This is a genomic window from Neobacillus sp. PS3-12 (assembly GCF_030915385.1).
GTDB lineage: Bacteria > Bacillota > Bacilli > Bacillales > Cytobacillaceae > JAEVLT01.
The window spans coordinates 3,003,771-3,026,523 of record NZ_CP133268.1 but is presented as its reverse complement, the minus strand read 5'-3'; the positions used below and the strand labels follow the sequence as shown (position 1 = coordinate 3,026,523).

Sequence of the window (22,753 nt, the reverse complement as noted above, 5' to 3'; positions counted from 1 at the left end):
GATTCTAAAAATGGATACCAAATACTTTGAATATTTTTCAGCTTTTTCAATGTATTACTTGGTTGTTCAAACTGAGGTTTGACGATCAACTTTAAATTCTTTTAACGCGACCATTGAATTTTTCTTTCCAATAGCCTTTCGCTATAACCTGATTGTTTTTGAATTAGCGGGTATTCATTATGCACTTCTGCTACGGTTTACCCAGATTGCTCTACTTCGAATGTCTATAGAAACTAGCCCATCCAACTTTCTGTCCTCTACGGCGAGCGATAACAGCCTGCCATCGACGGTATTCGTCATTCGTCAACTGTCGACGGTTGACGAATTTCAACTTTCTTATAGTTGAAATTGCTGTGTTATTCCTGTAAATAATCGAAAATGTTAACAAAACAAGGGTTAATATTGGTAATGTAAAAAAAGGCGAATTTACAACGTTAAGGAAATTCCAATATAAAAATCCCAATTTCTCAGCATTAAAATTGAGAAATTAGGATTTCTTCATTACCCTATAAACGCACTCCGATTGTTGATGATCATTACTTATACTTTATTCAAGATAAGCGCTCTCTAATTGAATAAGAAAATAAATTCTACTATTATTGCAAGAGGATACTGAAAAGTTATTTTACTTTAAACCAGTATGTTCACAACTGTTCTGCCTCTTACTTTACCTTGTAAGATGTCAGGTAAAGTTTGGGGTAACTCTCTTAATGATACTTCATTTATTATTGTCCCTAAACCTTCTGGCTTTAAGTCAGTTGCCATTCTGTTCCATAAAGTTTCTCTTAAATCTTTTGGACAATAAACCGAATCTATTCCTAATAAATTGACACCTCTAAGGATAAAAGGAAAAACGGTTGTTGGCACTTCTGCTCCTCCAGTTAATCCACTTACAGCAACGGATCCTCCATATTTAGTGTTGCATAAAATAGATGCTAATGTCTTACCACCTACCGGGTCAACTGCACCTGCCCAGCGCTCCTTTCCTAGAGGACGAATTTTTTCTGGTGTAACATCTTCGCGCGAAATAACTTCTTTTGCTCCTAATTTCTTTAAGTAGTCATATTCGGATTCTTTTCCTGTACTTGCTGTTACCTGATAATTTCGTTTGGAAAGCATTAAAACTGCCATACTCCCTACGCCACCAGTTGCCCCAGTTACTAAAATAGGACCTTTTTCTGGCGTTAGTCCATTTTTTTCTAATTGATGAATTGAAAGAGCTGCTGTAAAGCCCGCAGTCCCAAAGATCATTGCTTCTTTTAATGTCAAATTATCTGGCAGAGGTACTACCCAATCCCCGGAACTCTTGCATATTCACTGTATCCGCCATAATGAGAAACACCTAATTCATAGCTTGTCACAATAACCTTGTCACCCTCTTTATAGCGAGAATCGTTTGATGAAGTAACCGTTCCTGCAAGGTCAATTCCGGGAACAAAGGGGTATTTTTGAACAATCTTTCCGTTTGGAATACTTGCTAAACCATCTTTATAATTTACACTTGAGTAATGAACTCGTATCGTCACATCTCCATCTGGTAAGTCATTAAAAGATAATGATTCAATATTTACTGAAAAATCTTCCTCCGTTTTATTTACGACAAGAGCGCTAAATTCCTTTGGCATCTAAAGATTTCCCCTTTCAAACTAGTTATTTAATCTTAAATCTAAATTTATCGTAATGCATTTTATACTGACTGGTCAATATATTTTATCCGGTCAGTATAAAATTACTCGTACAAGTTGATAATATTTTGTATAATATTTTTAGGTTTCAAATGGAGGTTCGATTGAATGGTTAAAAAAGCTGAACAAAGACGCAAACAAATATTAAAAGCTGCCTTTCAAGCTGCATCTGAAAAAGGTTATGAATCTGTGACATTGCAGGATATTGCAGATTATGCAGAGGTAAGTAAAGGAGTAACAAACTATTATTTTGAAAATAAAGCAGATGTATTTGCTCACTTATTTGAATGGATTACGACAAGAATTTATGAAAAAGAAGCTAAATCTATTGATGAAAAGGAAACAGCAATTGAAAAGCTAGAAGCATATATAAATCAGGTCTTCATCAGTCCTAAAGAAAATAAAATTTTTTATCGTGTATACTTAGACTTTTTAGCACAGGTGAAAAATAATAATCGGTATAAAGAAGTTAACCAACAATTTTACGAAAACTGTTGGTCTATCGGTAAAAATATTATCACACTAGGAATCGAAGAGAATGTGTTTAAAGTAGATAATATCGAGCAATCTGCCATTAGTATTCGGTGTATGATTGATGGTAGCTTAATTCAGTGGTTAATGAGGGATGATGATAGCTTACATAATTATTATCGAACTGTATGTTACGAATCAATTCTCCAGATCCTAAATTTTAAAAAATGAAAGCAGTTCGATAAAGAAAAGCAACCGAACATGGTGTTTTTCTTTAAACCATTTATTCCACTATATGGCCCTTTTGTTGAAAAAATAAAGACTTAACCTAATCTTCCCAAAACTTGCTTCAGTGCATATAAAAAAATTTTTTATTCCCATTATAAATAGTCTTTGCCCCCCTTTCCTTTTCGGAAAACAGCTGCTACATGTATATAAAGATGAGGTTAGAAAACTAAAAGATGATAGAGATTTTCCAGTATTATTTCAAGCTTTCGCTAAATTAAGAAATACGGGTTTCTCCAAAATCTCTCTTATAATATTAGGAATACCACTTGAATCCTTAATAGGACCATCTAGTATTATTTAAATATTAAGGATTAAAAGCTACTTAAAACTTAAATGAAGCTACATCATAAACTCCTATCATTATTAGAACAAAAAAACTGGGTCCATGACTGGTTTGCAAAGAACTTCTACCCAATAAAAGGAGCCATCTTTTTTTTGAGACAATAAGTGCTTCTCCCACTTCGTCGCTCCAATAAAACCCATTTAAAGTCTTGAAGAGCCTCTTCTATATCATCTTTATGAAATAGAATCGAGAAGTGTTTGTCATTGAATTCATCAGGAGAAAACCCTAAAACACTTTTACAAGATGGTGAGATATATTGGATTTGTCCAAGAACATTAACGCCTTACTATTATATCAAGTACATTGGATTATTATTAATGGAATAAGAAAAAGGCTATACCATTCTTTTAGTATAGCCTCAATAAAATAATTATTATAACTTTCTTTTATACCAAGTGGGCCCCGCCCTCAATTAGAAGTACAGTACCAGTTGTAAATCCATTTTTCGCTAAGTACACGTATGCTTCAGCTATGTCTTCCGGCTGTGCAACGTGTTTAACAGGCAAATGTTGTGCAATGCTGCTGTATAAATTTTGTCGTTGCTCATCAGACATACCTCCGTAGAGTGGGGTGTCTACGATACCAGGTGAAACAACATTTACTCGTATAGGGGCCAAATCTACTGAAAGCCCTCTAACCAATCCATCGATCGCTGAATTTATCGAAGCAAGAGTAGTTGCCCCCTGTGGTGGACGGACCCCATAAACACCTGAGGTCAATGTGATTGAACTGTTATCATTTAAGTACGGAATAGCAGCGCGAACCGATAAGTATTGTCCCCAAAACTTACTATCAAACGCTTCTCTAACATCTGCAACAGGTAAGTCACTAAAATGACCCATTGAGCCTTCACCTGCGGTAACGACAAGGTGATCAAATTTACCTACCATTTTAAAAAAGTCAGCTAATTATTCTTCACTGCGAAAATCAATATTGTATGCTTCTACATTACCACCAAGCACTTTCTTTGCCTCAGATAATTTTGCCTCAGAACGGCTCGCAATAATGACTTGAGCCAATTCATCAAGAAATGCCTTTGCCGCAGATAATCCGATACCAGAAGTACCTCCTATTACGACAACACGTTTTCCTTTTAATGGCATTGTAAGAACACTCCTTAAAAAATTGTTTTTAGGTTGTACCTGAAAACTTTATTCCATTCAACTTTAGCAAGTGTAGCAATCTTTTTGCCATTACTTAAAAAATTCTTGTACCGTTAAAAACGTATTCTTAACTTCCACTGGTCGTAATTTCCGCCAAAATTTCATAAGAGTAGAGACGGGCCTTTTGGTCAAAAACTTGGGCTATGGCCATGATTTCATCAGCCTGGCTTTCCTCTAAAAATTTCTGCAGCTTTTGTTTCACTGTCTGTGGGGAGCCAACGATAGATGAGCTTAACTGTTCCTGTAATGCTTCCATTTCGTATTTGCTCGCCACTTCACTAATGTCGTCAACCGGCGGCTGCAACGGGGCTTCGTTACCACGTCTTAAATTCAAAAACTGCTGTTGTAAAGTAGTCGCTAAACGCCGTGCCTGTTTATCCGTTTCAGCTGCAATGATATTTAGACCGACCATTGCATAGGGTTTATCCAATACTTCAGAAGGCTTAAAGGCACGACGATATAACTCAAGAGCAGGCAGCGTATTACGCGGTGAAAAATGGCCAGCAAAGGCAAATGGCAAACCAAGCTCTCCGGCAAGTTTGGCACTAAAACCACTCGAACCTAACAACCATATTGGAATATTCAATCCTTCACCAGGAACTGCTTTAACGTGTTGATTTCCCGGTGCTAAATCAGGATTAAAATAGCTGCGCAATTCTGCTAATTGTTCTGGGAAGTCATCACCAGTACTTCTCAAGTCACGTCTCAGAGCACGGGCAGTCAGTTGATCTGTACCAGGTGCTCGGCCAATTCCGAGGTCAATTCGTCCTGGATATAAAGATTCAAGTGTCCCAAATTGCTCTGCGATAACAAGTGGAGCGTGATTTGGCAACATAATTCCACCCGATCCTACCCGAATTTTTGATGTGCCAGCTGCTACATGTCCGATCACTACCGAAGTGGCAGAGCTTGCAATAAACGGCATATTATGATGTTCAGCCAGCCAGTAACGTTTATATCCTAATTTTTCAGCAAGCTGTGCAAGTTCCAGTGTATGGCGAAAAGCATCAGCTGGAGTACTTCCAACAGCAATCGGTGAAAGATCTAAGACGGAAAACGGTATATCAAATACTTTTTTTGTATTTTTAGACATAGCTTTATCTTCTTTCTAAAATAATTTCTGTTTTACACGTGCTTTGAAATTAATTCAGTCAAAGCTTCTTTTGGTTGGAAACCGATAACCTGGTCTACAACTTCTCCGTCTTTAAAAAGCATCAACGTTGGAATGCTCATGACGTCAAATTTTCTTACGGTTTCAGAGTTTTCATCTACATTAAGCTTGATAATCCTAACTTTATCAACAATTTCTCCATCGATTTCCTCCAATACAGGTGCAATCATTTTACAAGGACCGCACCATGGTGCCCAAAAATCCACTAATACTAATCCCTCTTTAATTTCAGCATTAAACGTTTCATCTGTTACGTGTGAGATAGCCATTATTTATTCCTCCAATATCATTCTTATCACTTTTATAAAAACAATTTTGATTCTCACAGAAAAATATACAGTATCCCCCCTAATGTAATAGAAAAAGCTACAGTTCGTTTTAAAAAAGAGTCTACTAGCCATTTTATACTGTAATAAAATAAATTACAGTATTGATAGAAAAAGCCATGGCTCTATAGTGAGCCATATAATCTGGTAAATATGCTAAATAGACTGAATTGCGTAAAGTGTCACTATTTCATTAGATTGCTTCCTCTTCAAGAGGAATTACTGTAATTTTAATATTTACAGTTAATAAAGTCAAGAAAAATTAATTCGTTATGAACTGTACATTGCTCTCGCGATTTTTATCACCTGATGCGGATTATTCATTATTGTTTATCGTAATATATTAAAGTATAGAACTTTGCCAATGCATTTCATTTCAGCAACGGCTGCACTTTAAAATGAAAGAAGTGAAGGTTTTGATTAAATATAAATGTCTCCATCATGTAAGTCTTAATGTTACAGATTTGGAAAAAGCAAAAGAATTTTACGGGAAAATTTTATGGTTAAAAGAATTACCCCGTCCTGATTTTGATTTTCCAGGTGCATGGTACGAAATAGAGGGACAGCACCTCCATTTGATCGTCGAGCCCGCTACACAAACGATTCGTCAGAATAAAAGCTTATCCAGCAGAGAAGGTCATTTTGCCCTTAGAGTTGAGAACTATTATGAGACTCTTAAATGGCTAAAGCAGAATCAAGTTGAATTCCTGGAACAACCATACGGAAAAAGTGGATTCGCTCAAATTTTCTGTGCAGACCCAGATGGAAATTTGATTGAACTAAACGTTGATCAAAAAGATCTATAAGTAAAAGTTATGAAAAGATATAGACCTATAAAATAAACTTTCCTAATTATTAAAGGCAGCGGAATTGCTGCCTTTGTTTTCAGCAATGTCTTCAGGCTGTGCAACGCGTCTAACAGGCAATTGCTGAGCAATGCTGTTGTACAAATTTTCCGGTCTTCGTCAGGCATCCCTCCGTAGAGTGGGGTGTCTACGATACCTGGCGAAACAACGTTTACCCTAATTGGGGATAAGTCTACTGAAAGCCCTCTAACCAATCCATCAAAATCGCTGAATTAATGGAAGCAAGAGTAGTTGCTCCCTTTGGTGGATGTATTCCCAAAAATGCTTATATCTAATGGAAGCGGTGGTTCGAAATTTACTTTCGAACCACACTCTATCCAACTAAAATGTAGAACTAACGTAATGCTTTAACAAGGGCTTTTCCAAATTCTTTCGCACCTTGTGGACCATCGCCAGTAATAATATCATCATGGGCAACAACATGTTGTTCAACATATTTAACGTCAACAGCTATCAATTCGTTCTTTTGAACATCTACTGGATAGCAAGTTGCTTCTCTTCCAGAAAGCAAGCCGGTTTTAGCAACCGTAACAGCTCCTGCACAAATTCCTGTTACAAGAACTTTCTCATTATAAGCTTCCTTCAAAAAGCCTTGTAATTCTCGATTTTCCCATAGATGATCATTTGTACCAGATCCTCCAATTACCGATACAACATCAAAATCAGTAGGGGATACCTCTGAAAAGATAACTGAAGCAGTTGCTTTACCTTCATAGTCCCCCATAATTTCACCTGTTACGGTGCTTGCAATGGTTACTTCGACTCCAGCATTTTCTAGCTCTTCTTTTGGATGGAATAATTCATCCTCATTAAATCGTTCTGGCGGTATAATTAAGAGTGCTTTTTTACTCATTATATTTTCCTCCTCAAAATAAAAAAGATTTATGTTTAAGACTATTTCATATTACTGCTTACTTTTCTTGCCGTGAAGAATGCACTTTTTTGTAAGAAGGTTACAAATAAGTTACTATATAAAAGGGAGGAAAAGTCATGTCTGATACATTACGGGAAGAAATCAAAGAAAAGATTATAAACGGCGATTTTAATTGTGAAAAAGAACTGACCTTATCGATTATTAGTGGAAAATGGAAGATTGTCATTTTATGGCACCTTGGTGTGGAAGGTCCACATCGGTTTAGTGACCTCCAAAGGCTATTTCCTAAAATTTCCCATAAAATTCTAGCCAACCAGCTGCACGAACTAATGGAAGATGGAATTGTTCATAGAGAGGTTTATCCTGAAGTTCCACCAAAAGTCGAATACTCGATGACGGAACTTGGAATGACTTTACTTCCAATCGTGGAAATGATGTATGAATGGGGAAAAAAACGGATTGAAGATTTCAAAAAAGAAATGAATTTATCACAAGGATAATTATTCAAATTATCAATATTTCCATCACAATGTGAAAAGGGAACCCCAAGAGTTCCATACAGTGAAGACAGCGGAACCGCTACCTTTGTCTATGTATGAAATTTTAATTGCTAATATGAATGTACTTCCTTACCTAATTTCGGCATCCTCAAGCGAACGCCAGGAATTTGAAATATACTATGGAGCAAATCCAAAAGAGGTACTTGTTTCGTCTGTGACAACTTGTTATACAACGACTCTTGTGTTTGTGCTCGAAAGTAGAAAGCTACCTGTAGTGGAACTTACGGTGGATTCTGGAGCAAACATTTCTGAAAATGAGTTTAAAATTACCCATCATCCACATATTGTTTTATCTTCTGATGCAACACAAGAACAGATAGAATCAGCACATTGAGCTGCAGAAGCGGCAGTTAAGGGATGTGAAGTGGGAAATTTATTGAAAAAAGCAGATGTTAAAATTGAGGTTCAAGGAAAAGTTTCCACTAAGTAGTGTATTCACCCAAAAGTAGATAATTTGTAAGCGTAAAGGATAGCAAATTGCTATCCTTTTTTATTTCTTTTTGCACGCTAATGATATTAAATGATTTAAATGAAGACCTGGAATGACGCTTGGGATCATTGGAATTCTGGCTCATCTGAATGCACTTACTTCATTGAAACAACCTTATTTAGCACCACTAACCCCATTTTACGGGAAGGATTGGTTGGATCTTTTCATTCGGGGTCCATTAATTTGGACGAAAGAGCGACCTGAATCCTTACATCCCCTAAAGAAATGGCGAGTCAATCGTAGGAGATGGTAGCGTGAAAGCATTTTCGTTATTTGAAAAAACGTCTACCACCCTAGGCGGTATTTATGTTATGTTGATGGTGAACCGAATGCAAATACTTTACTTTACCTTAATTATGCCCATGTATTTGGTACATTCCTACATGATTTGGGGAATTGTCGCGATAGGAATGTTATCGCAGATTAATCTCATGATATTATCCAGAGTGTTCGCTTCAGGGTATCCTGCAAAAGGTTACCAAGGATTCAGGCAGCTTTTTGGTGAACCGATGATTCGTTTTTTTGCTTTTATCGGTTTATTTTTGATTGTATTCAAAATGACCATCATCACACTGGGTTACGCGGATATCATTCACCAATTTTTATTCGCAACTATGCATTCAAATTGGCTGTTATTTTTTATTTTTCTGATTAGTGTTATTGTAGCCAGTCATGGAATGGAGAACACAATTCGTTTTATTGTGATTGCATTTTTAAGTAGTATGCTGATTATTACAATATTTGTTTTCTTTTTCTTTATGAAGATTGGATCACTTCAAGATTTATATCCCTTGATACCGACAGATTGGTCGATGCATTCTTTGAAAGGGTTGTTATTGATTGGGTCATCTTTTTCAGGACCAGAATATTTGATATGTTTAGGTCCTTGGTTAAACCTGAAACAAAAGATGTCAAAATATTGGGCCGTTGGGAATGCCCTGACTATCCTAGAATATTTGTTATTCTTTGTTACATCGTTACTGTTTTTCGGTTCCAATTACTTAAGCAAAACCAGTTTTCCAGTTGTTAATATGGTTCGGTACCTGCAGTCTCCTATTTTTGAGCGAATTGATATCATTTTGATTTGTATAGAATTGTTTAATTACATTTTTTTTATTGCCATCCTCTTGTTATTCTTTTATGGGGCTTTCCGAATCATCGGTGGAAGGATACATGAACAGACCACCAGAATAGGGTTCATGTCCAGTTGTATTACCATTTTTGTATGTATGATGGCTATATATACGTGGTTCTGGGAATCAGAACCAGAACAGAACATTTGGTTCAATATTCAAATATGGTTGGGGGCATTCACCTACTTCTTGGTTCCAGCATTCCTGTTGGTTTCCATCAATCCAAAGGAGCGTGTTGACGACAGGATGTTCTTCCCCATTTTCGGAGAACAATATAATTGAAGAAATCGCCCCTGTGGTGTTCTGGTATATGGATGAGGGAAGAGAAGGAAAGTTAAAAATCAGCACGATGGCGCCGCCACTGATTAAAGAAAAGAAGTATCTGCTGACTCGAGAAGTTGACTTGCTGAATGAGGGGACAAAGCGCTTTAATTTAGCTTATTACCGTGAATTGAAACCCGGACAACTTCGAATGTTGTTAATCAATGAAAGGCTTGCAAAAAAAGGAATTCTATCGCTGCTAAATACCGTAGCTACAGACCCTGATGTTTCCCAACGTCTTTATCTCGTCATTGTGGATGGGAATTTTGACACTTACATAAAAAAACAACTCGTTAAGCAAACAAACCTTGATTATTTCCTTTATCGCATGCTCAGACACTACGAGGAAAGTAATCAGGGGGAGATTACTGTCGTTAATTTACATCAATTTATGAAGACGTTCTATTCCCCATTTTCGTATCCAATTCTGCCAGTCTTTAAGGTTGACAAAGAAAATTTCACATATAAAGGAACGGCTTTGTTCCATCACGACAAACTAATAGCGACCGTCAAAAACACAGACGATCAAATTATCCAACTCATGAACAACAATCACTACCTTAAATATCTTCCTATACCGACATCATCCGTCATGTTAGGTCATGTTCGCTCAAATGTCCATATGAAATTAGATCAAAACTATTCGTCCCTGTCAATCAAAGTCAATCTGAACAGTAGAATCGAGGAGTATAGAGGAAATAAAAATATACTTGATCATGATGAACTAGCGAGTCTTAATAAAGAGATCGAGTCCTATTTGGATAAACAATCAATGGATTTTTTTAAAAATATGCAAAATTGGAACGTGGACCCATTACAGATTGGAACACTCTCCCTTAACCCCTGGGAGAAACCACTAAGTGAAAAACAATGGTCGCATTACTGGAAACGAATGAAGATTAACGTGGACTATCATCTTCACCCTAAACCTTTAACGAATGTAAAATAAGTTCGAAGCAACTAGCATGACGTTCTTTTCCTTTGGATAGGAAATAAAAGACCACAGTTACACCGAGAATAATGTTTGTTATCTCAATGCTATAAGCAATAAAAAGAAAGGTTTACTACCCTGTTCTCTTTTTATTACGTTTACAATTTGGCAGGATGATTTGGGTCTGGATAATTTATTATGAAATTCGTAACTGTTTCAGGTCCTCCTTGTTGAAGACGGTTGCGGTTGACGGTAATTTATTTTTCGGTCAGGCATGGCCTGAAGTTCCCATGCTCATGAAGGAATTCATCAAAAAACTGAATGGTTAATAAATATAATCCGCGGGGGATCATCTCGCGGATTTTGTAATAACTTAGAAGAACTACGCGAATCAATGAAGGTATAAAAACGACATGAGGCAATGACAGAAACTGTGAAAAGTCAGATTACAATCTATACCAGGGAATAGATACAGAAAAAAAATTATGTATTCTCTCCTAGTTCTAAAGGGATACATATATTTTCATTAAACTGGATCGTTTATTTTTTCACTTAAAATCCTTTTTAGACAAAATCATATAAAGATTCCAGGAATAACACTACATTGGAAACCAAACTGCTCCCAACAAAAGTCCGAACAATGTAATTTTTGCTGAGTATATAATACCTACTGTAACAGAATAGGCAGGAAAGAATATGGTTTTTTTCCTCCGCCTGCATCCTTGAATTCATCTCATATTGAAAAAAAGTATACACATTGATAAAACATAAGCCATTGGTAATTTGTATGTGAAAATAGCCTTTTCGATCTCTCCATTAATACTAAGGTAAATAACCTCGTTAAAATTGGATTTCATACTAATAATTAACTCTAATAGTATGAAAAATTTCTCTTTGATGTATTTTTCATTAAACAATTGTCCAAATTCAGGAAAAGCGTTGTACCAAAATAACCTTTCTTTTGCATCTACATTCTTCTAATCCTTTGCCAAGCTTTCGTGGTCTGCAGCAGTGGGAGGTTGTTCCATCCAGCCCCTTTCTATTAAAAGATTCATTCCATCTTCTGCAATTAGGGCAATTTCTATATTCATTCGTGTGTAGTCGGCGGACATGTCTCTTCGATGAGACATTGATAACGCCTCACCATAATAACCAAGTGCGGCAGAAAGCAGTGTTGCTATATGGAATAGCATAAGCTTATCCGAAAAGGGTGCGACTGTTGAATCGGTTACTTCTGTTTCAAATATCCTTGGAATATGAAGATTCTCCTCTTCTAAAATTGAACCAAGAATATGAAAGTGTCTTTTACAAAGCTTTCGAGCACGTTCCATAAAGACTCGTACTTCTTTAGAGTGGCATACTTGACTGAATCCTAACTCTAACACCATTTTCACCATTGTTTTCTGCATATTAAGGTGTACTCCACTGATTTCTATTGCATTGATGGGTCTACGTTTTCCGAACCAGCCTGTTAAATAGTTTTGCTTCCTTACAAAATCAATGTTTTGTTGATTGTTTAAAGTAGGAGGTTTACTAAGAATCCCCTTGTATAAAGCGACGTTTGTAACCCTATCATATAATTCCAACGTTTGAGAAGTACAATCAATAAAGTATTTTCTGACATCCTCTCGTATACAGACACTAGTGGCACCTGCATATCTCGTCAAACCGTGAATCGTCATAATTTGCAAATAAACAATTTTAAATGTATCAGTAAATAAACTAGGGGCGTCTAATGTGACATCTTTATCTGTGAACCCGATTGGAATAGGATAGTTTTCTTGTGTTAAAATTTGTTTCGTTTTCACTAAATGAGTTTCTGATAGTTCCAGGGCAAATTGAAGTAAATCACGAGTATTTTCATCCTTAGCATCATTTAATAAATATCGAAGAACACAACGTGACATACTGTCATTGACATATTGAGACCAAATAACACCATATTCTGAAGCATTAATCCTATCTTGGTGATTAACCTGTTCCATTTTTATCACCCTCCCTAACTTTTCAGAAATAGGTTAACCAATAACAATCATTTTATTTGTAAAAACTTCTAATAAGATAAAATTTGTTTTCTTCTTCACACGAAGCTTTCGGTAGTACTTATCAAATAAAAATGGATCAAGTAAAGCTTTACATGTATAAAATTTTATTTTATATATTTAGCGGAACAAGTATTGGAATTATAACATTCCAAATATCCTAAAATATATATAATATTGGATACCCAGCTGACTTTGTCGGCGATAATGGAATCAGAATGTAGTTTTTCATGATGAAACCCTTGTCCAACATAAAGAACATTACGTTTTAAATCTTTGCCGATCGCAAACCAGGGTTCACCTGAACCGCCAATTCCCAGTCCATGGAGCTGGCCAATAGTATAGTACATTAATCCATCATGCGTACCCTTAACTTCACCATCAAAGGTTTCCATCTTTCCATTTTTAGCAGGAAGATAATTACTTAAGAAATCTTTAAAATTCCGCTCGCCAATGAAGCAAATTCTGGTACTGTCTTTTTTCGTTGCAGTCGCAAGGCCTGCTTCCATGACAATTTCACGAACTTTTGATTTCTCAAGTTCACCTATCGGGAACAGTACTCTGCTGAGCTGTTCCTGTGATAATTGGTTAAGAAAATAGGTCTGGTCCTTATTTTGATCAATCCCCCGAAGCATTTTATATTCCCCATCACGATAAACAACCCGAGCATAATGACCTGTTGCCACATATTCAGCTCCAAGGTTAATCGCATGTTCTAAAAAGGCTTTAAATTTAATTTCTTTGTTACACATGACGTCTGGATTAGGTGTTCGGCCAGCTTTATATTCCTCTAAAAAATGAGTAAAAACCTGGTCCCAATATTGTTTTTCAAAATTAACAGAGGATACCACTTCTAAATACAGCTAAACCTTTTACTAAAATTTTCAAGCAATCATAATTTAATAAATTGTTCTGCGATTAATCGATATGATTGATGCTTATCCTTTGATGAATAAGTGATAGTTACAATCATGATTTCATCTGCTAATACATGAGATTGAATTTCTAATATTTTACTTTTCACCTCATTAGGAGTACCTATAATCATTTTCTTTTTTATTCTTTCAATAGACTTTTGATTACGTAGATTTAATAGAATTTTTTTTGCCTCATCAACAGAAGGAACTCCTTTGTTTCCTTCCATACTCTCATTTTGTAGTTCCCAAACAATTGAACTTAAAGCAATTTCTTCTGCTTTTTGAGTAGTTTCTGCACATATTACTGATAAAGCCATAATGACGTATGGTTTTTGGCCTTTTTTTCTTGGTTGAAATGACTGACGATATTGTTGGACGATTTCTGCTCCGTTTTCATCACTCATAAATTGTCCGAAACTATAGGCTAAACCGTTTTCCGCCGCAAAATTTCCACTTTTTCTACTTGTACCTAACATCCATAGATCAGGACTAATTTGCGGTAACGGAGAAGCCTCTAATACGGTCCCTTCATTATCTATGTATTTAATTAATTCATTTACTAAATCAGGCATTTTATAGACATTTTGTAAATAGTTATCCGATAATGCATTTGATGCTTCAGCAGGACCACCCGGTGCCCTTCCAATCCCTACATCAATTCGATTAGGAAATAGAGTGGATAACATGTGATAGGTTTCTGCTACTTTATACGGCTTATAGTATGGCAATAAAACTGCTCCAGAGCCAATTCGTATATTTTTTGTATTTGCCCCAATATAACCTAACATTACCTCGGGCGCGGAGCATGCAAGCCCTGGCATTGCATGATGTTCAGCAATCCAATAACGTGAATATCCTAATGTCTCCCCTATGCGTGCGAGATTCATTGATTCCTGTAATGCTTCATTTGCCGTTTGATTAGTTGAAATGGGAGACTGATCTAAAATGCTTAATTTCATAAGATGAAAATCCCCTTTTCTATTATTCCGCTTCTTTCAAAGTCAGTTTATATTCACCAATTTGCCCTTTTTCGTATAGATTCGTAATTGATGTTGAATATTCTTGAATCGTTCCGCGGAACTCAAGATGTCTCTCGAGTACGATTACATCAAATGTTCCTTTGTAAAATAACGTTGCTATGTCATGGTAGTCGTCACTTGTAACATAAAAAGTTACCGATATCTGAGTTTTACCTTCTATCTTTTTTTCATCATATTGTGTGATTCTAATTTTAGTATCATTTAGTTGGATTTCTGTAACCATTTCATCATCGTCCCTTTCTAAAAGATAACACATTCCTTATACATTTAACGTACTCTAACTTAGAAATAACGCCGTATGATATGATTTTTCTAGAATATCGTGACGAACGTAAACTTTCTACGTTCGTCACAACCATGTAAAAAGTTGATCAACTAGTACTCTTCTGATCGTATCTTCTTTTCCCTCCAGCACTTTACTTATCCAATGAGGGTCATTATCTTAAAAGTTACTAATGAACATACTCAAGGTCTCTCTCAACATTGGTACTTAAAATGTCTTCTGTTTTGATCTCGAGTAATTTCTCTAGGAATCTTATAGTTCCTAGTACTACTTGAATATCCCCCTCTGTTTGAACGTTTTCCATTTTCTTTTGAACAATCAGTTCATTGATAACTTGTTTGAAAGCATGGGTCTTTATAAGCCATTCTCCAACCAGTTCCTTTGTTGTGTCTCTCTCGCCTTCATTTTTGACAGCAAATAAACTTTCCATTTTTGTTTCTACGAGCGTTACTGAACCGAAATCGGAATCCATACGGATACGAAAATAATTCTTTCTACTGTCATAATATCTTTCTTCCTTTAATAGAAAATACTCTATCCCTACTGTGATTTCATAAAAGAGTTCTGTCTCTGTAGGATAATGAAGATCTCTTACATCAACATTTTTTACAACGTCTAAATAGGTCTCCAAACCATATTGGGTACTAATGATTTTTGCATCCATTACATTCATGATTTCACTCCCTTTTTCACTTTGCGGATTGTTTTGATATTTTAAGTAGCTTGTTTACTAAAATCCACTCAATATTAGGCTAATTGCTTTTTTCGACTTCATGTCCACCAAACTCGTTCCGAAGAGCAGCGACCACTTTCCCGGTAAAGGTGTCATGATCTAAGGAGCGATAGCGCATCAAAAGAGACATGGCAATCACAGGGATGGCTGCCTACAAATCCAAAGCCGTTTCCACTGTCCACTTTCCTTCTCCTGAAGAATGCATGGTTCCTTTGATTTGTTCTAAGTTGGCATCTTTTGAAACTGTATCGTCCCAGTTTTTCATAAAAATACCGATAACATCATAGCCTTGTTGTTTTAAAAGAAGGGCTGCAACTGATGAGTCCACACCACCAGACATTCCAACAACAACTCTTATATTTTTTGGATCCTTTGTTGCCAATTCTTTCACTTCGACTTTCCGTGAAACATACTTTAAAAGATTTATTTTCTTAAGCGCTTCACAATTTTTGCAGTTTCATGGGCAGCTTCTACAATCTGTTCATCTGTCGTGTTGAAACCAAAACTAAACCGAATGGAATTGATCAAACGCTCTGAATTTTCCCCAAACATTGCTACAAGCACATGTGAAGGTTCAACTGATCCTGCTGTACAAGCTGAACCGCCGGATACTGCGATCCTGGCCATGTCCAAATTGACAAGCATTGTTTCGACATTAGTACCCGGAAAGCTCAAGTTTAATACTTGTGGCAGAGAATCTTGAAGCGATCCGTTTAAGGAAAATTCTACATCCTCTTGTTTGAGGACATTAATAAACGTTTCTTTAAATTGTTTAAATTTTTCTCTTTTATCCGCGCTGTCCTCTTGTGAGATGAGGACAGCTTCACGAAAGCCGATAAGGGATGGCACATTTTCTGTCCCTGCTCTCCTTTCCTTTTCTTGATCACCACCAAAGGAACGCGGAGCCAGCTTTACATTTTCCCTGGCAAATAAGAAGCCGGTTCCTTTTGGGCCATTAATTTTATGAGCAGAAACCGCTAAGAGATCAATGGAGCTTTTATTCACATCAATATCTTCAATACCATAGGCCTGAACCGCATCCGTATGAAAAAAGGCCTGATGTTCTGCCAGTATCTGGCCAATCTCTGCAATTGGCTGTAGTGTTCCGACTTCATTGTTGCTATACATGACAGAAACGAGAATCGTATCATCTCTTAAAGCAGCCTTAAAATCATCTAAACGAATTCTGCCTGTTTTATCTACTGGCAAATAGGTAACTTCAAAGCCCATTTTCTCTAATTTTTGACACGCATGCAGAACAGCATGGTGTTCGATTTGAGTTGTGATAATATGCTTTCCATTTTTTTGATAGCTTTCGGCAACGCCAAAAAGTGCCATATTATCTGCTTCAGTTCCGCCGCTGGTAAAAATAATTTCATTTTGCTTTGCCCCAATGCTAGCAGCTATCGTCTCACGAGCCTGATCTAACAGGTGACGTGCTTCCCGCCCAAATGAGTGGATACTTGATGCATTGCCAAAATTCACATTATGTGCTTCATTTGCCTGCCCCTCTACGCTAACAAATTATTTAAATATTCAGGTCAATGCTTTACTTAGCGGAAACTTTGGCTTGAACCTCAATTTTTACATCTGCTTTTTTCAATAGATTTCCCACTTCGCATCCCTTTTCTGCCGCTTCTGCAGCTCTTTGTGCGGATTCGATCTGTTCTTGAGTTGCATCAGAGGATAAAACAATATGTGGATAATGCGTAATTTTAAACTCATTATCAGCTATGTTGGCCTCAGAACCCACCGTAAGCTCCACTACAGGTAACTTTCTACTTTCGAGCACAAACACAAGAGTTGCTATATAACAAGTTGTCACAGATGAAACAAGTACCTCTTTTGGATTTGCTCCATCCCCGCTTCCTCCTATGGATGCAGGTATTGCAATTTTTGTTTCAAGGAAGTTTGCATTAAGCGTTCCATTCCCTTTTACTCCGTCATTCCAAACAGCGTTCACATTTACTTTCATATTAGCCATGTTTAACACTCCTCAAAAAATAAAAATATATTGGATAATCGCAAATTTTTCACAAAAAATGAATATTTCCAAACACATTGTAATTTAATTTAAAAATCTATATATAATTTGTATAAGTTTTAATGTACTCCATCAACAAGCTGATTGATTGAGTTTAACTTGGAAGAAAGCTCAATAAACCATGCTTCATCCCCCGTTGATAATGCCAAGTCTATTAGAAATAGAATTTGTTCCTTGTTTACCGCCTTAGAAAGTGGCAGTTTCCTAACATTTTTACTTAAAATCGGAATTGTTTTGCCAAGCGTTTCACGATTGTCACTCATTGCAACCGTTACTTTAACAACTCCATCCAGAATACTCTGTGACTCAATATAACCAATTATTAATTCCCCATCCCCTGATTTTCCCTTAATCCAATCACCTGTTTTCAAAACGGAATTACCATTCGTCAACATCCTTTTTCACCTTCTTAAGTTATTTTTGTATTTTATGAATGTAATCAAGAAAGTACCTTTTTTTAAGCTACAGCCATCGGGGATATATCACCTAGATAAATCTGTAATATTTTTTATTACATTTTAAAAAAAGAAGTCTACGGCCATCAGTCACAGCCGCTATTTTGTTCTTGATTTACAAGATCGACAACTTCTTTAATTGTATAGTTCTTTAAATATTCGCCCAAATGTTCTTCCGCACCTAAGAAAATTGTAAATAATACTCTTTTCATATTAGCGCCCACAATACACTTTTCATTTGAATCAGGACACTTAGGCTGCAAAGCACCTTCAGAGGTTATCATATATATATCCCAAAGATTAACTTCACTCAGCTCTAGAGTAAAAATAAATCCGCCGCCGGTTCCTTCTTTTGATTTTATAAATCCATGTTTTTTTAACAAGCTTAGCACTTTACGAATGCGTACTGGGTGGACACCAGCACTCTCTGAGATATCATCACTTGTTGACATACGGTCCGACTGCAACGCAAGATAAGTTAAACTATGAATGGCAAGTGTAAAATCACTATTCATGGCCTGCCTCCTTAGAAATCAACACAGCTAATCACCTTTTTGCTTTACATATAGCTTCTGCATCTTTTTTTAAAATCAATCAACATAATGTAATAATAAATATTACAGTTTTTCTTGTCAAGTATCTAATTAGAAGTGTTGTATCAACCCTTAACCATGAATAAGGAATTCCAAGCGTCCTGTAAAGCTTTACGCATCACGTTCTCTTCCTTAAAGGTGCGTAAACAAATTTGCGTGTTTTGAAATTTTTGTATAAGTAGGTTTAAAAATCCCATTGTTTTTTTACTTGTTCTTCTGCTAACTGTTTAATTTTTTCCCATGTCATTTTTTTATTTACAATGACATTGGTTTGATAATTTTTATCTTTATAATTAACTGTAACGAATACTTCAATCATCACTTTCTTCCTCCTTCCGAAATAATATTAATTGGCCACTTTTTGCCATTCGACATTCGAAAATATGCGAAGTCTACGAGGCAAAAAACTGCGGATCTCTTCCTCGTTATATCCAACTTGTAATCTTTTTTCGTCTTGGATAATTGGCCGGTGCAACATTTGAGGGTACTTGATTATTAATTTATAAAATTCATTAAGCGGAAGAGATTCAATATTTACATTTAATTCCTGAAATGTTTTTGATTTAGTTGAAACAATGTCATTAGTCCCATCTTCAGTCAAGCGAAGAATTGATTTAATCTCATCGACTGTAAGGGGATTGGATAATATGTTTCTTTCAATATACTCAATATGATGTTCTTCAAGCCATGCTTTTGCTTTTCGGCAAGAAGTACAACTTGGTGTTATATACAGATTTACCATACTTACACACACTCCTTCATATTATTAAGCCCATTTCCTACCGACTATACTGTAAATTTAAACATTACAGTTTGTGAAGTCAACTGTAAATTTATGGATTAGATATCAGAACGCATTAGAGTTTGTAACTTTTAAAAATTACTGTACTTAAACTAGCCTCTTGAATGAGATATTGGATAATAATGAAAGAGATGGAAAACATAATTAAATAGTAAGTTTGATCCTGAAGAAGGAGAAGTGACGTTAATGAATGAAAAAGGAAAAAATAAAATCCTTTTCCTCGTAGAAGTGTTCATTCTTGTTCTATTATCAGGGTGTGGTAATGACCGAATTATCGATAAAATTCAAATCATTGATACACTAGCTTATGATAAGAAAGGAGACAAAATCGAAGGAATGGTGATCTATCCTCTCTTCACGGAAAAAGGGAAAACCGTATTAAAAGATTTTAAAACCGTTACCGGTACGTTTGAGGACATCCTTCCAAGATTGGATACAAAAGCCGCTTACCCGATCGGAATAGGAAAATTGGACATGGTTTTGTTTGGTAAAGAGTTTGCAAAAAGAGGAGTCGCTGAAGCTTTAATAAGTCTCAGTAAAGACCCGACTGCTGGGAGTCGTATGCAGATCGCTATAGCCGATCCTTCGGCTGAAGAGATTTTAACGTCAAGTGAAAAAGTCCAGCTTCCATTTCATATAAGTGAAAAAATCAATCACAATATCGAAAAAGGAAATCTACCCAAAATGAACCTGCATGTATTTTTAAGCGATTATTATACGGAAGGAAAGGACGCATGCTTACCTTATATCATCATTGAAAAAGGTCAATTGAAGATTAACGGTTTAGCTTTGTTAAGACATGGGCAGTATGTCCAAAAAATTAATATGAGACAGGCTTTTATTTTAAAAATGCTATTGCAGCAACATTTCGGAAATGGAAACTATAAAGCCAAAATAAAAGTTAATAATCAAGAGATTAGCTTATTGTTGAGAAATCTTGCTTCCAAAACAACCTACACCGTTGAAACCAACAAGCCTATTCCTCGTATCCTAATTGATTTAACGCTTAATGCTCAGGTTAGATATGAACCGCAATCATCAATAATATCTGAAAAGAATAACTATACAGAAAAGTTATTACAAAACTATTTTAATGATGAAGTGTCGGACTTAGTTTCATTGTTTCAAAAGTACAGCGTAGACCCGATTGGGCTTGGGGATAAGGTAAGAGCTCACTCCAGGAATTGGAACTATCAAAAATTTAGGCAAAATTATCCTAAACTCAAACCAACAGTACATACACATATCCATATTGTAAACTCTGGAATTGTACAGTAATTTAGAGTGCGAGACATTTAATATAATGTTAAAGCGTTGTAACATAGTGTGAATCCTTGATCAGCTAAACTCCAATAGTTGAAGAAGAAAAAAGCCTTACTCCATATTGAAGCAAACGGCAGGATAAATCCCGATAATAGTAATCAAGGACCCCCAACGAACACCTTTCATAAGTAACCATACCAATCTAGTTTTTAGTCCAAATAGATGTCCACTATCATGAATACATTATGAAGTAATTTTCCTATTCCCAAAGCTTAAATTGGGATATTCATGATAGGGCTGGAAATAATAAAGTAGTTAAGAAAAATCCCTGAATTTAAAAGAAAATATAATGCAACAGAATGATTGTAGGGAATGCTGAGTGTGAGGTGTTTGGATGTTCTTCAAACAAAAGCTTTTAAGGAATAAAAATCAGAAAAAGAAAAGAATTTCTCAAAATATCGAGCAATTATTTACGAAGGCTAGTAAATCAAATGATTTCGGTCAGTTTTCACTTATGAATAAAAAAGGACATTTCATCCTTTCTTACTATAATACCTTAATTGATCGCCAACTGCTTCAGCGCAGAGTCTTGCTTATTTTTCAGGAACCATCTTTTAATATCAGTCATATTAAGAAAATTGAGGATATTAAGCTACTAATCCCAATTGAGGATGTTTTGGTTACTGAAGACATTGAGATAATCGAATCAAAACTGCTTAAAGGCTATGCGATTCTGCAAATTAAAGAAAATGATCAAAAGGTTGCGTTAATTAATTTATCTAACGAAAAAGTCGGTCTTCGTGAGCAAAATAATGTAGAAAATGAGTTCAGTGTGGTAGGCCCGCAAATCGGTTTTGTTGAAAACGTAAATATTAATATCCATTTATTAAGACAGCAGATTAATACACCTGATTTAATTACGGAAGAAATCAACATAGGGTCTATGTCCCAAACCAAAGTCATCGTGGCTTATATTGAGGGGGTTACTAATAAAAAGTACATTGAAACCATGACCCAACGCTTAAAGAAGATTGATTTTGATGTCGTTTTTGATTCTTCTCAATTACATCAAATGATTTCTGATAATGGTTTTACGCCGTTTCCCCTTCTGTTATCAACCGAACGAATAGACCGGACAGTTTTTAGTTTAATTAGGGGACAGGTAGCTGTGTTTAGTAATGGATCAGGATATGCGATTATTGGACCCGCTACATTGTCGGATTTTTTTATTTCTCCAGAAGATTACTACTTACCGTGGGTGCTTGGCTCCTTCTTCCGTTTGATACGAATATTTAGTGTTCTATTTTCTATATTCTCTGCTTCTATCTATATAGCGGTTTTAACGTATCATTATGAAATGATTCCTAAAGTTTTACTTGGCCCGCTTAGTTTCTCTCGGCATAACGTTCCGTTTCCACCGGTTTTGGAAGTGCTTTTTTTAGAGTTTACAATTGAATTACTGCGTGAAGCAGGAGCACGTTTACCAACCAAAGTAGGACAAACTCTCGGTATCGTAGGTGGTATTGTTATCGGTCAAGCATCAGTAGAGGCTGCGTTTACAAGCAACGTATTATTGATCATTGTGGCTCTATCGGCTTTAGCTTCGTTTACAACACCCATCTATCAGATGTCTAACACGATTCGTTTCCTACGATTTCCTTTAATTATTATTTCCTCGATCTGGGGGGGATTTGGTATCGTACTAGGTTTATGCTTTTTAATCGTGCATCTTACTCGTTTAGAATCCTTAGAATCGCCTTATACCGTTCCGTTATATCCACTAAGACCTGGTGATTTAAATGATAGCTTAATACGTGCGTCATATAGTATAACAACTAAAAGACCAGGCTTCTTGCGTCCTAACTCTCTTTGGAGATATAATCCTAGCCGCCCAGACAAAAAAGGAAGTGAGTTTGATGAATGACAAAGGAAAAAGCAAACATCTTTTTCACTTAGCTA

Annotated in this window: 23 protein-coding genes and 4 pseudogenes; 9 read left to right on the top strand and 18 right to left on the bottom strand. The window is 36.0% G+C overall.

Annotated features, from left to right (window positions below; genetic code table 11):
• Nucleotides 1-630: 630 nt before the first annotated feature.
• Nucleotides 631-1,625 (bottom strand): annotated as a pseudogene (locus RCG17_RS15465) (acryloyl-CoA reductase).
• A 168-nt stretch (nt 1,626-1,793) separates the two neighbouring features.
• On the opposite strand from RCG17_RS15465, the gene RCG17_RS15460 reads away from it, so the two are divergent.
• Complete coding sequence (locus tag RCG17_RS15460; RefSeq protein WP_308171051.1) at nt 1,794-2,387, top strand: TetR/AcrR family transcriptional regulator; 594 nt, start codon at nt 1,794-1,796, stop codon at nt 2,385-2,387.
• Nucleotides 2,388-2,851: 464 nt separating this feature from the next.
• Here RCG17_RS15460 and RCG17_RS28360 read toward each other — a convergent pair whose 3' ends face one another.
• From RCG17_RS28360 to trxA, 4 genes and pseudogenes are all read right to left on the bottom strand, one after another.
• Entirely contained in the window at nt 2,852-3,049 is a 198-nt protein-coding gene (locus RCG17_RS28360) for a PAS domain-containing protein (RefSeq protein ID WP_374120959.1), read from the bottom strand.
• Nucleotides 3,050-3,173: 124 nt separating this feature from the next.
• A pseudogene (locus tag RCG17_RS15455) lies at nt 3,174-3,890 on the bottom strand (SDR family oxidoreductase).
• A 127-nt stretch (nt 3,891-4,017) separates the two neighbouring features.
• Complete coding sequence (locus RCG17_RS15450) at nt 4,018-5,043, bottom strand: LLM class flavin-dependent oxidoreductase (protein ID WP_308171050.1); 1,026 nt, start codon at nt 5,041-5,043, stop codon at nt 4,018-4,020.
• Nucleotides 5,044-5,075: 32 nt separating this feature from the next.
• Nucleotides 5,076-5,390: a thioredoxin gene (gene trxA / locus RCG17_RS15445; protein WP_308171049.1), complete on the bottom strand. Its 315-nt coding sequence runs from the start codon at nt 5,388-5,390 to the stop codon at nt 5,076-5,078.
• A 473-nt stretch (nt 5,391-5,863) separates the two neighbouring features.
• Between trxA and RCG17_RS15440 the strand changes: the two genes are divergently transcribed.
• Complete coding sequence (locus tag RCG17_RS15440) at nt 5,864-6,253, top strand: VOC family protein (RefSeq protein ID WP_308171048.1); 390 nt, start codon at nt 5,864-5,866, stop codon at nt 6,251-6,253.
• 394 nt (nt 6,254-6,647) lie between these two features.
• Here RCG17_RS15440 and RCG17_RS15435 read toward each other — a convergent pair whose 3' ends face one another.
• Entirely contained in the window at nt 6,648-7,166 is a 519-nt protein-coding gene (locus RCG17_RS15435) for a DJ-1/PfpI family protein (RefSeq protein WP_308171047.1), read from the bottom strand.
• A 137-nt stretch (nt 7,167-7,303) separates the two neighbouring features.
• Between RCG17_RS15435 and RCG17_RS15430 the strand changes: the two genes are divergently transcribed.
• The 5 genes and pseudogenes from RCG17_RS15430 (at nt 7,304) to RCG17_RS15410 (ending at nt 10,640) form a co-directional block, all read left to right on the top strand.
• A complete protein-coding gene (locus RCG17_RS15430) occupies nt 7,304-7,687 on the top strand; it encodes a winged helix-turn-helix transcriptional regulator (protein WP_308171046.1) in 384 nt (127 codons plus the stop codon).
• A gap of 61 nt (nt 7,688-7,748) precedes the next feature.
• On the top strand, nt 7,749-8,081 hold the full coding sequence (locus tag RCG17_RS15425; RefSeq protein ID WP_308171045.1) for an OsmC family protein: 333 nt from the start codon (nt 7,749-7,751) through the stop codon (nt 8,079-8,081).
• A 205-nt stretch (nt 8,082-8,286) separates the two neighbouring features.
• Nucleotides 8,287-8,490 (top strand): annotated as a pseudogene (locus tag RCG17_RS15420) (spore germination protein); the annotation flags it as partial.
• A gap of 1 nt (nt 8,491) precedes the next feature.
• Nucleotides 8,492-9,652, top strand: a complete 1,161-nt coding sequence (locus RCG17_RS15415) for a GerAB/ArcD/ProY family transporter (RefSeq protein ID WP_308171044.1) — start codon at nt 8,492-8,494, stop codon at nt 9,650-9,652.
• A 28-nt stretch (nt 9,653-9,680) separates the two neighbouring features.
• Complete coding sequence (locus tag RCG17_RS15410; RefSeq protein ID WP_308171043.1) at nt 9,681-10,640, top strand: Ger(x)C family spore germination protein; 960 nt, start codon at nt 9,681-9,683, stop codon at nt 10,638-10,640.
• Nucleotides 10,641-11,599: 959 nt separating this feature from the next.
• Here the strand turns inward: RCG17_RS15410 and RCG17_RS15405 are convergent.
• From RCG17_RS15405 to spxA, 12 genes and pseudogenes are all read right to left on the bottom strand, one after another.
• Complete coding sequence (locus RCG17_RS15405) at nt 11,600-12,607, bottom strand: DUF3231 family protein (protein WP_308171042.1); 1,008 nt, start codon at nt 12,605-12,607, stop codon at nt 11,600-11,602.
• A gap of 173 nt (nt 12,608-12,780) precedes the next feature.
• Nucleotides 12,781-13,506, bottom strand: a pseudogene (gene mnmA, locus RCG17_RS15400) (tRNA 2-thiouridine(34) synthase MnmA); the annotation flags it as partial.
• Nucleotides 13,507-13,556: 50 nt separating this feature from the next.
• Nucleotides 13,557-14,540: an LLM class flavin-dependent oxidoreductase gene (locus RCG17_RS15395; protein ID WP_308171041.1), complete on the bottom strand. Its 984-nt coding sequence runs from the start codon at nt 14,538-14,540 to the stop codon at nt 13,557-13,559.
• Between the two features lie 22 nt (nt 14,541-14,562).
• On the bottom strand, nt 14,563-14,844 hold the full coding sequence (locus tag RCG17_RS15390) for a DUF3219 family protein (RefSeq protein WP_308171040.1): 282 nt from the start codon (nt 14,842-14,844) through the stop codon (nt 14,563-14,565).
• Between the two features lie 229 nt (nt 14,845-15,073).
• Nucleotides 15,074-15,577, bottom strand: a complete 504-nt coding sequence (locus RCG17_RS15385) for a hypothetical protein (protein WP_308171039.1) — start codon at nt 15,575-15,577, stop codon at nt 15,074-15,076.
• Between the two features lie 211 nt (nt 15,578-15,788).
• On the bottom strand, nt 15,789-16,019 hold the full coding sequence (locus tag RCG17_RS15380; RefSeq protein WP_308171038.1) for a hypothetical protein: 231 nt from the start codon (nt 16,017-16,019) through the stop codon (nt 15,789-15,791).
• A gap of 41 nt (nt 16,020-16,060) precedes the next feature.
• Complete coding sequence (locus RCG17_RS15375; RefSeq protein ID WP_308171037.1) at nt 16,061-17,122, bottom strand: cysteine desulfurase family protein; 1,062 nt, start codon at nt 17,120-17,122, stop codon at nt 16,061-16,063.
• Nucleotides 17,123-17,186: 64 nt separating this feature from the next.
• Complete coding sequence (locus tag RCG17_RS15370) at nt 17,187-17,621, bottom strand: OsmC family protein (RefSeq protein ID WP_308171036.1); 435 nt, start codon at nt 17,619-17,621, stop codon at nt 17,187-17,189.
• A 119-nt stretch (nt 17,622-17,740) separates the two neighbouring features.
• Nucleotides 17,741-18,076 (bottom strand): IDEAL domain-containing protein, encoded by a 336-nt coding sequence (locus tag RCG17_RS15365; RefSeq protein ID WP_308171035.1) that lies wholly within the window; start codon nt 18,074-18,076, stop codon nt 17,741-17,743.
• 146 nt (nt 18,077-18,222) lie between these two features.
• Entirely contained in the window at nt 18,223-18,651 is a 429-nt protein-coding gene (locus RCG17_RS15360; RefSeq protein ID WP_308171034.1) for an RrF2 family transcriptional regulator, read from the bottom strand.
• A 262-nt stretch (nt 18,652-18,913) separates the two neighbouring features.
• Nucleotides 18,914-19,048, bottom strand: a complete 135-nt coding sequence (locus RCG17_RS15355) for a BA3454 family stress response protein (protein ID WP_308175855.1) — start codon at nt 19,046-19,048, stop codon at nt 18,914-18,916.
• 27 nt (nt 19,049-19,075) lie between these two features.
• Entirely contained in the window at nt 19,076-19,471 is a 396-nt protein-coding gene (gene spxA, locus RCG17_RS15350; protein ID WP_308171033.1) for a transcriptional regulator SpxA, read from the bottom strand.
• Nucleotides 19,472-19,717: 246 nt separating this feature from the next.
• Here spxA and RCG17_RS15345 point away from each other — a divergent pair, with 246 nt between their 5' ends.
• Together RCG17_RS15345 and RCG17_RS15340 are read left to right on the top strand one after the other, a co-directional pair.
• Entirely contained in the window at nt 19,718-20,809 is a 1,092-nt protein-coding gene (locus RCG17_RS15345; RefSeq protein WP_308171032.1) for a Ger(x)C family spore germination protein, read from the top strand.
• A 379-nt stretch (nt 20,810-21,188) separates the two neighbouring features.
• Nucleotides 21,189-22,718, top strand: a complete 1,530-nt coding sequence (locus RCG17_RS15340; RefSeq protein ID WP_308171031.1) for a spore germination protein — start codon at nt 21,189-21,191, stop codon at nt 22,716-22,718.
• Nucleotides 22,719-22,753: the final 35 nt, after the last annotated feature.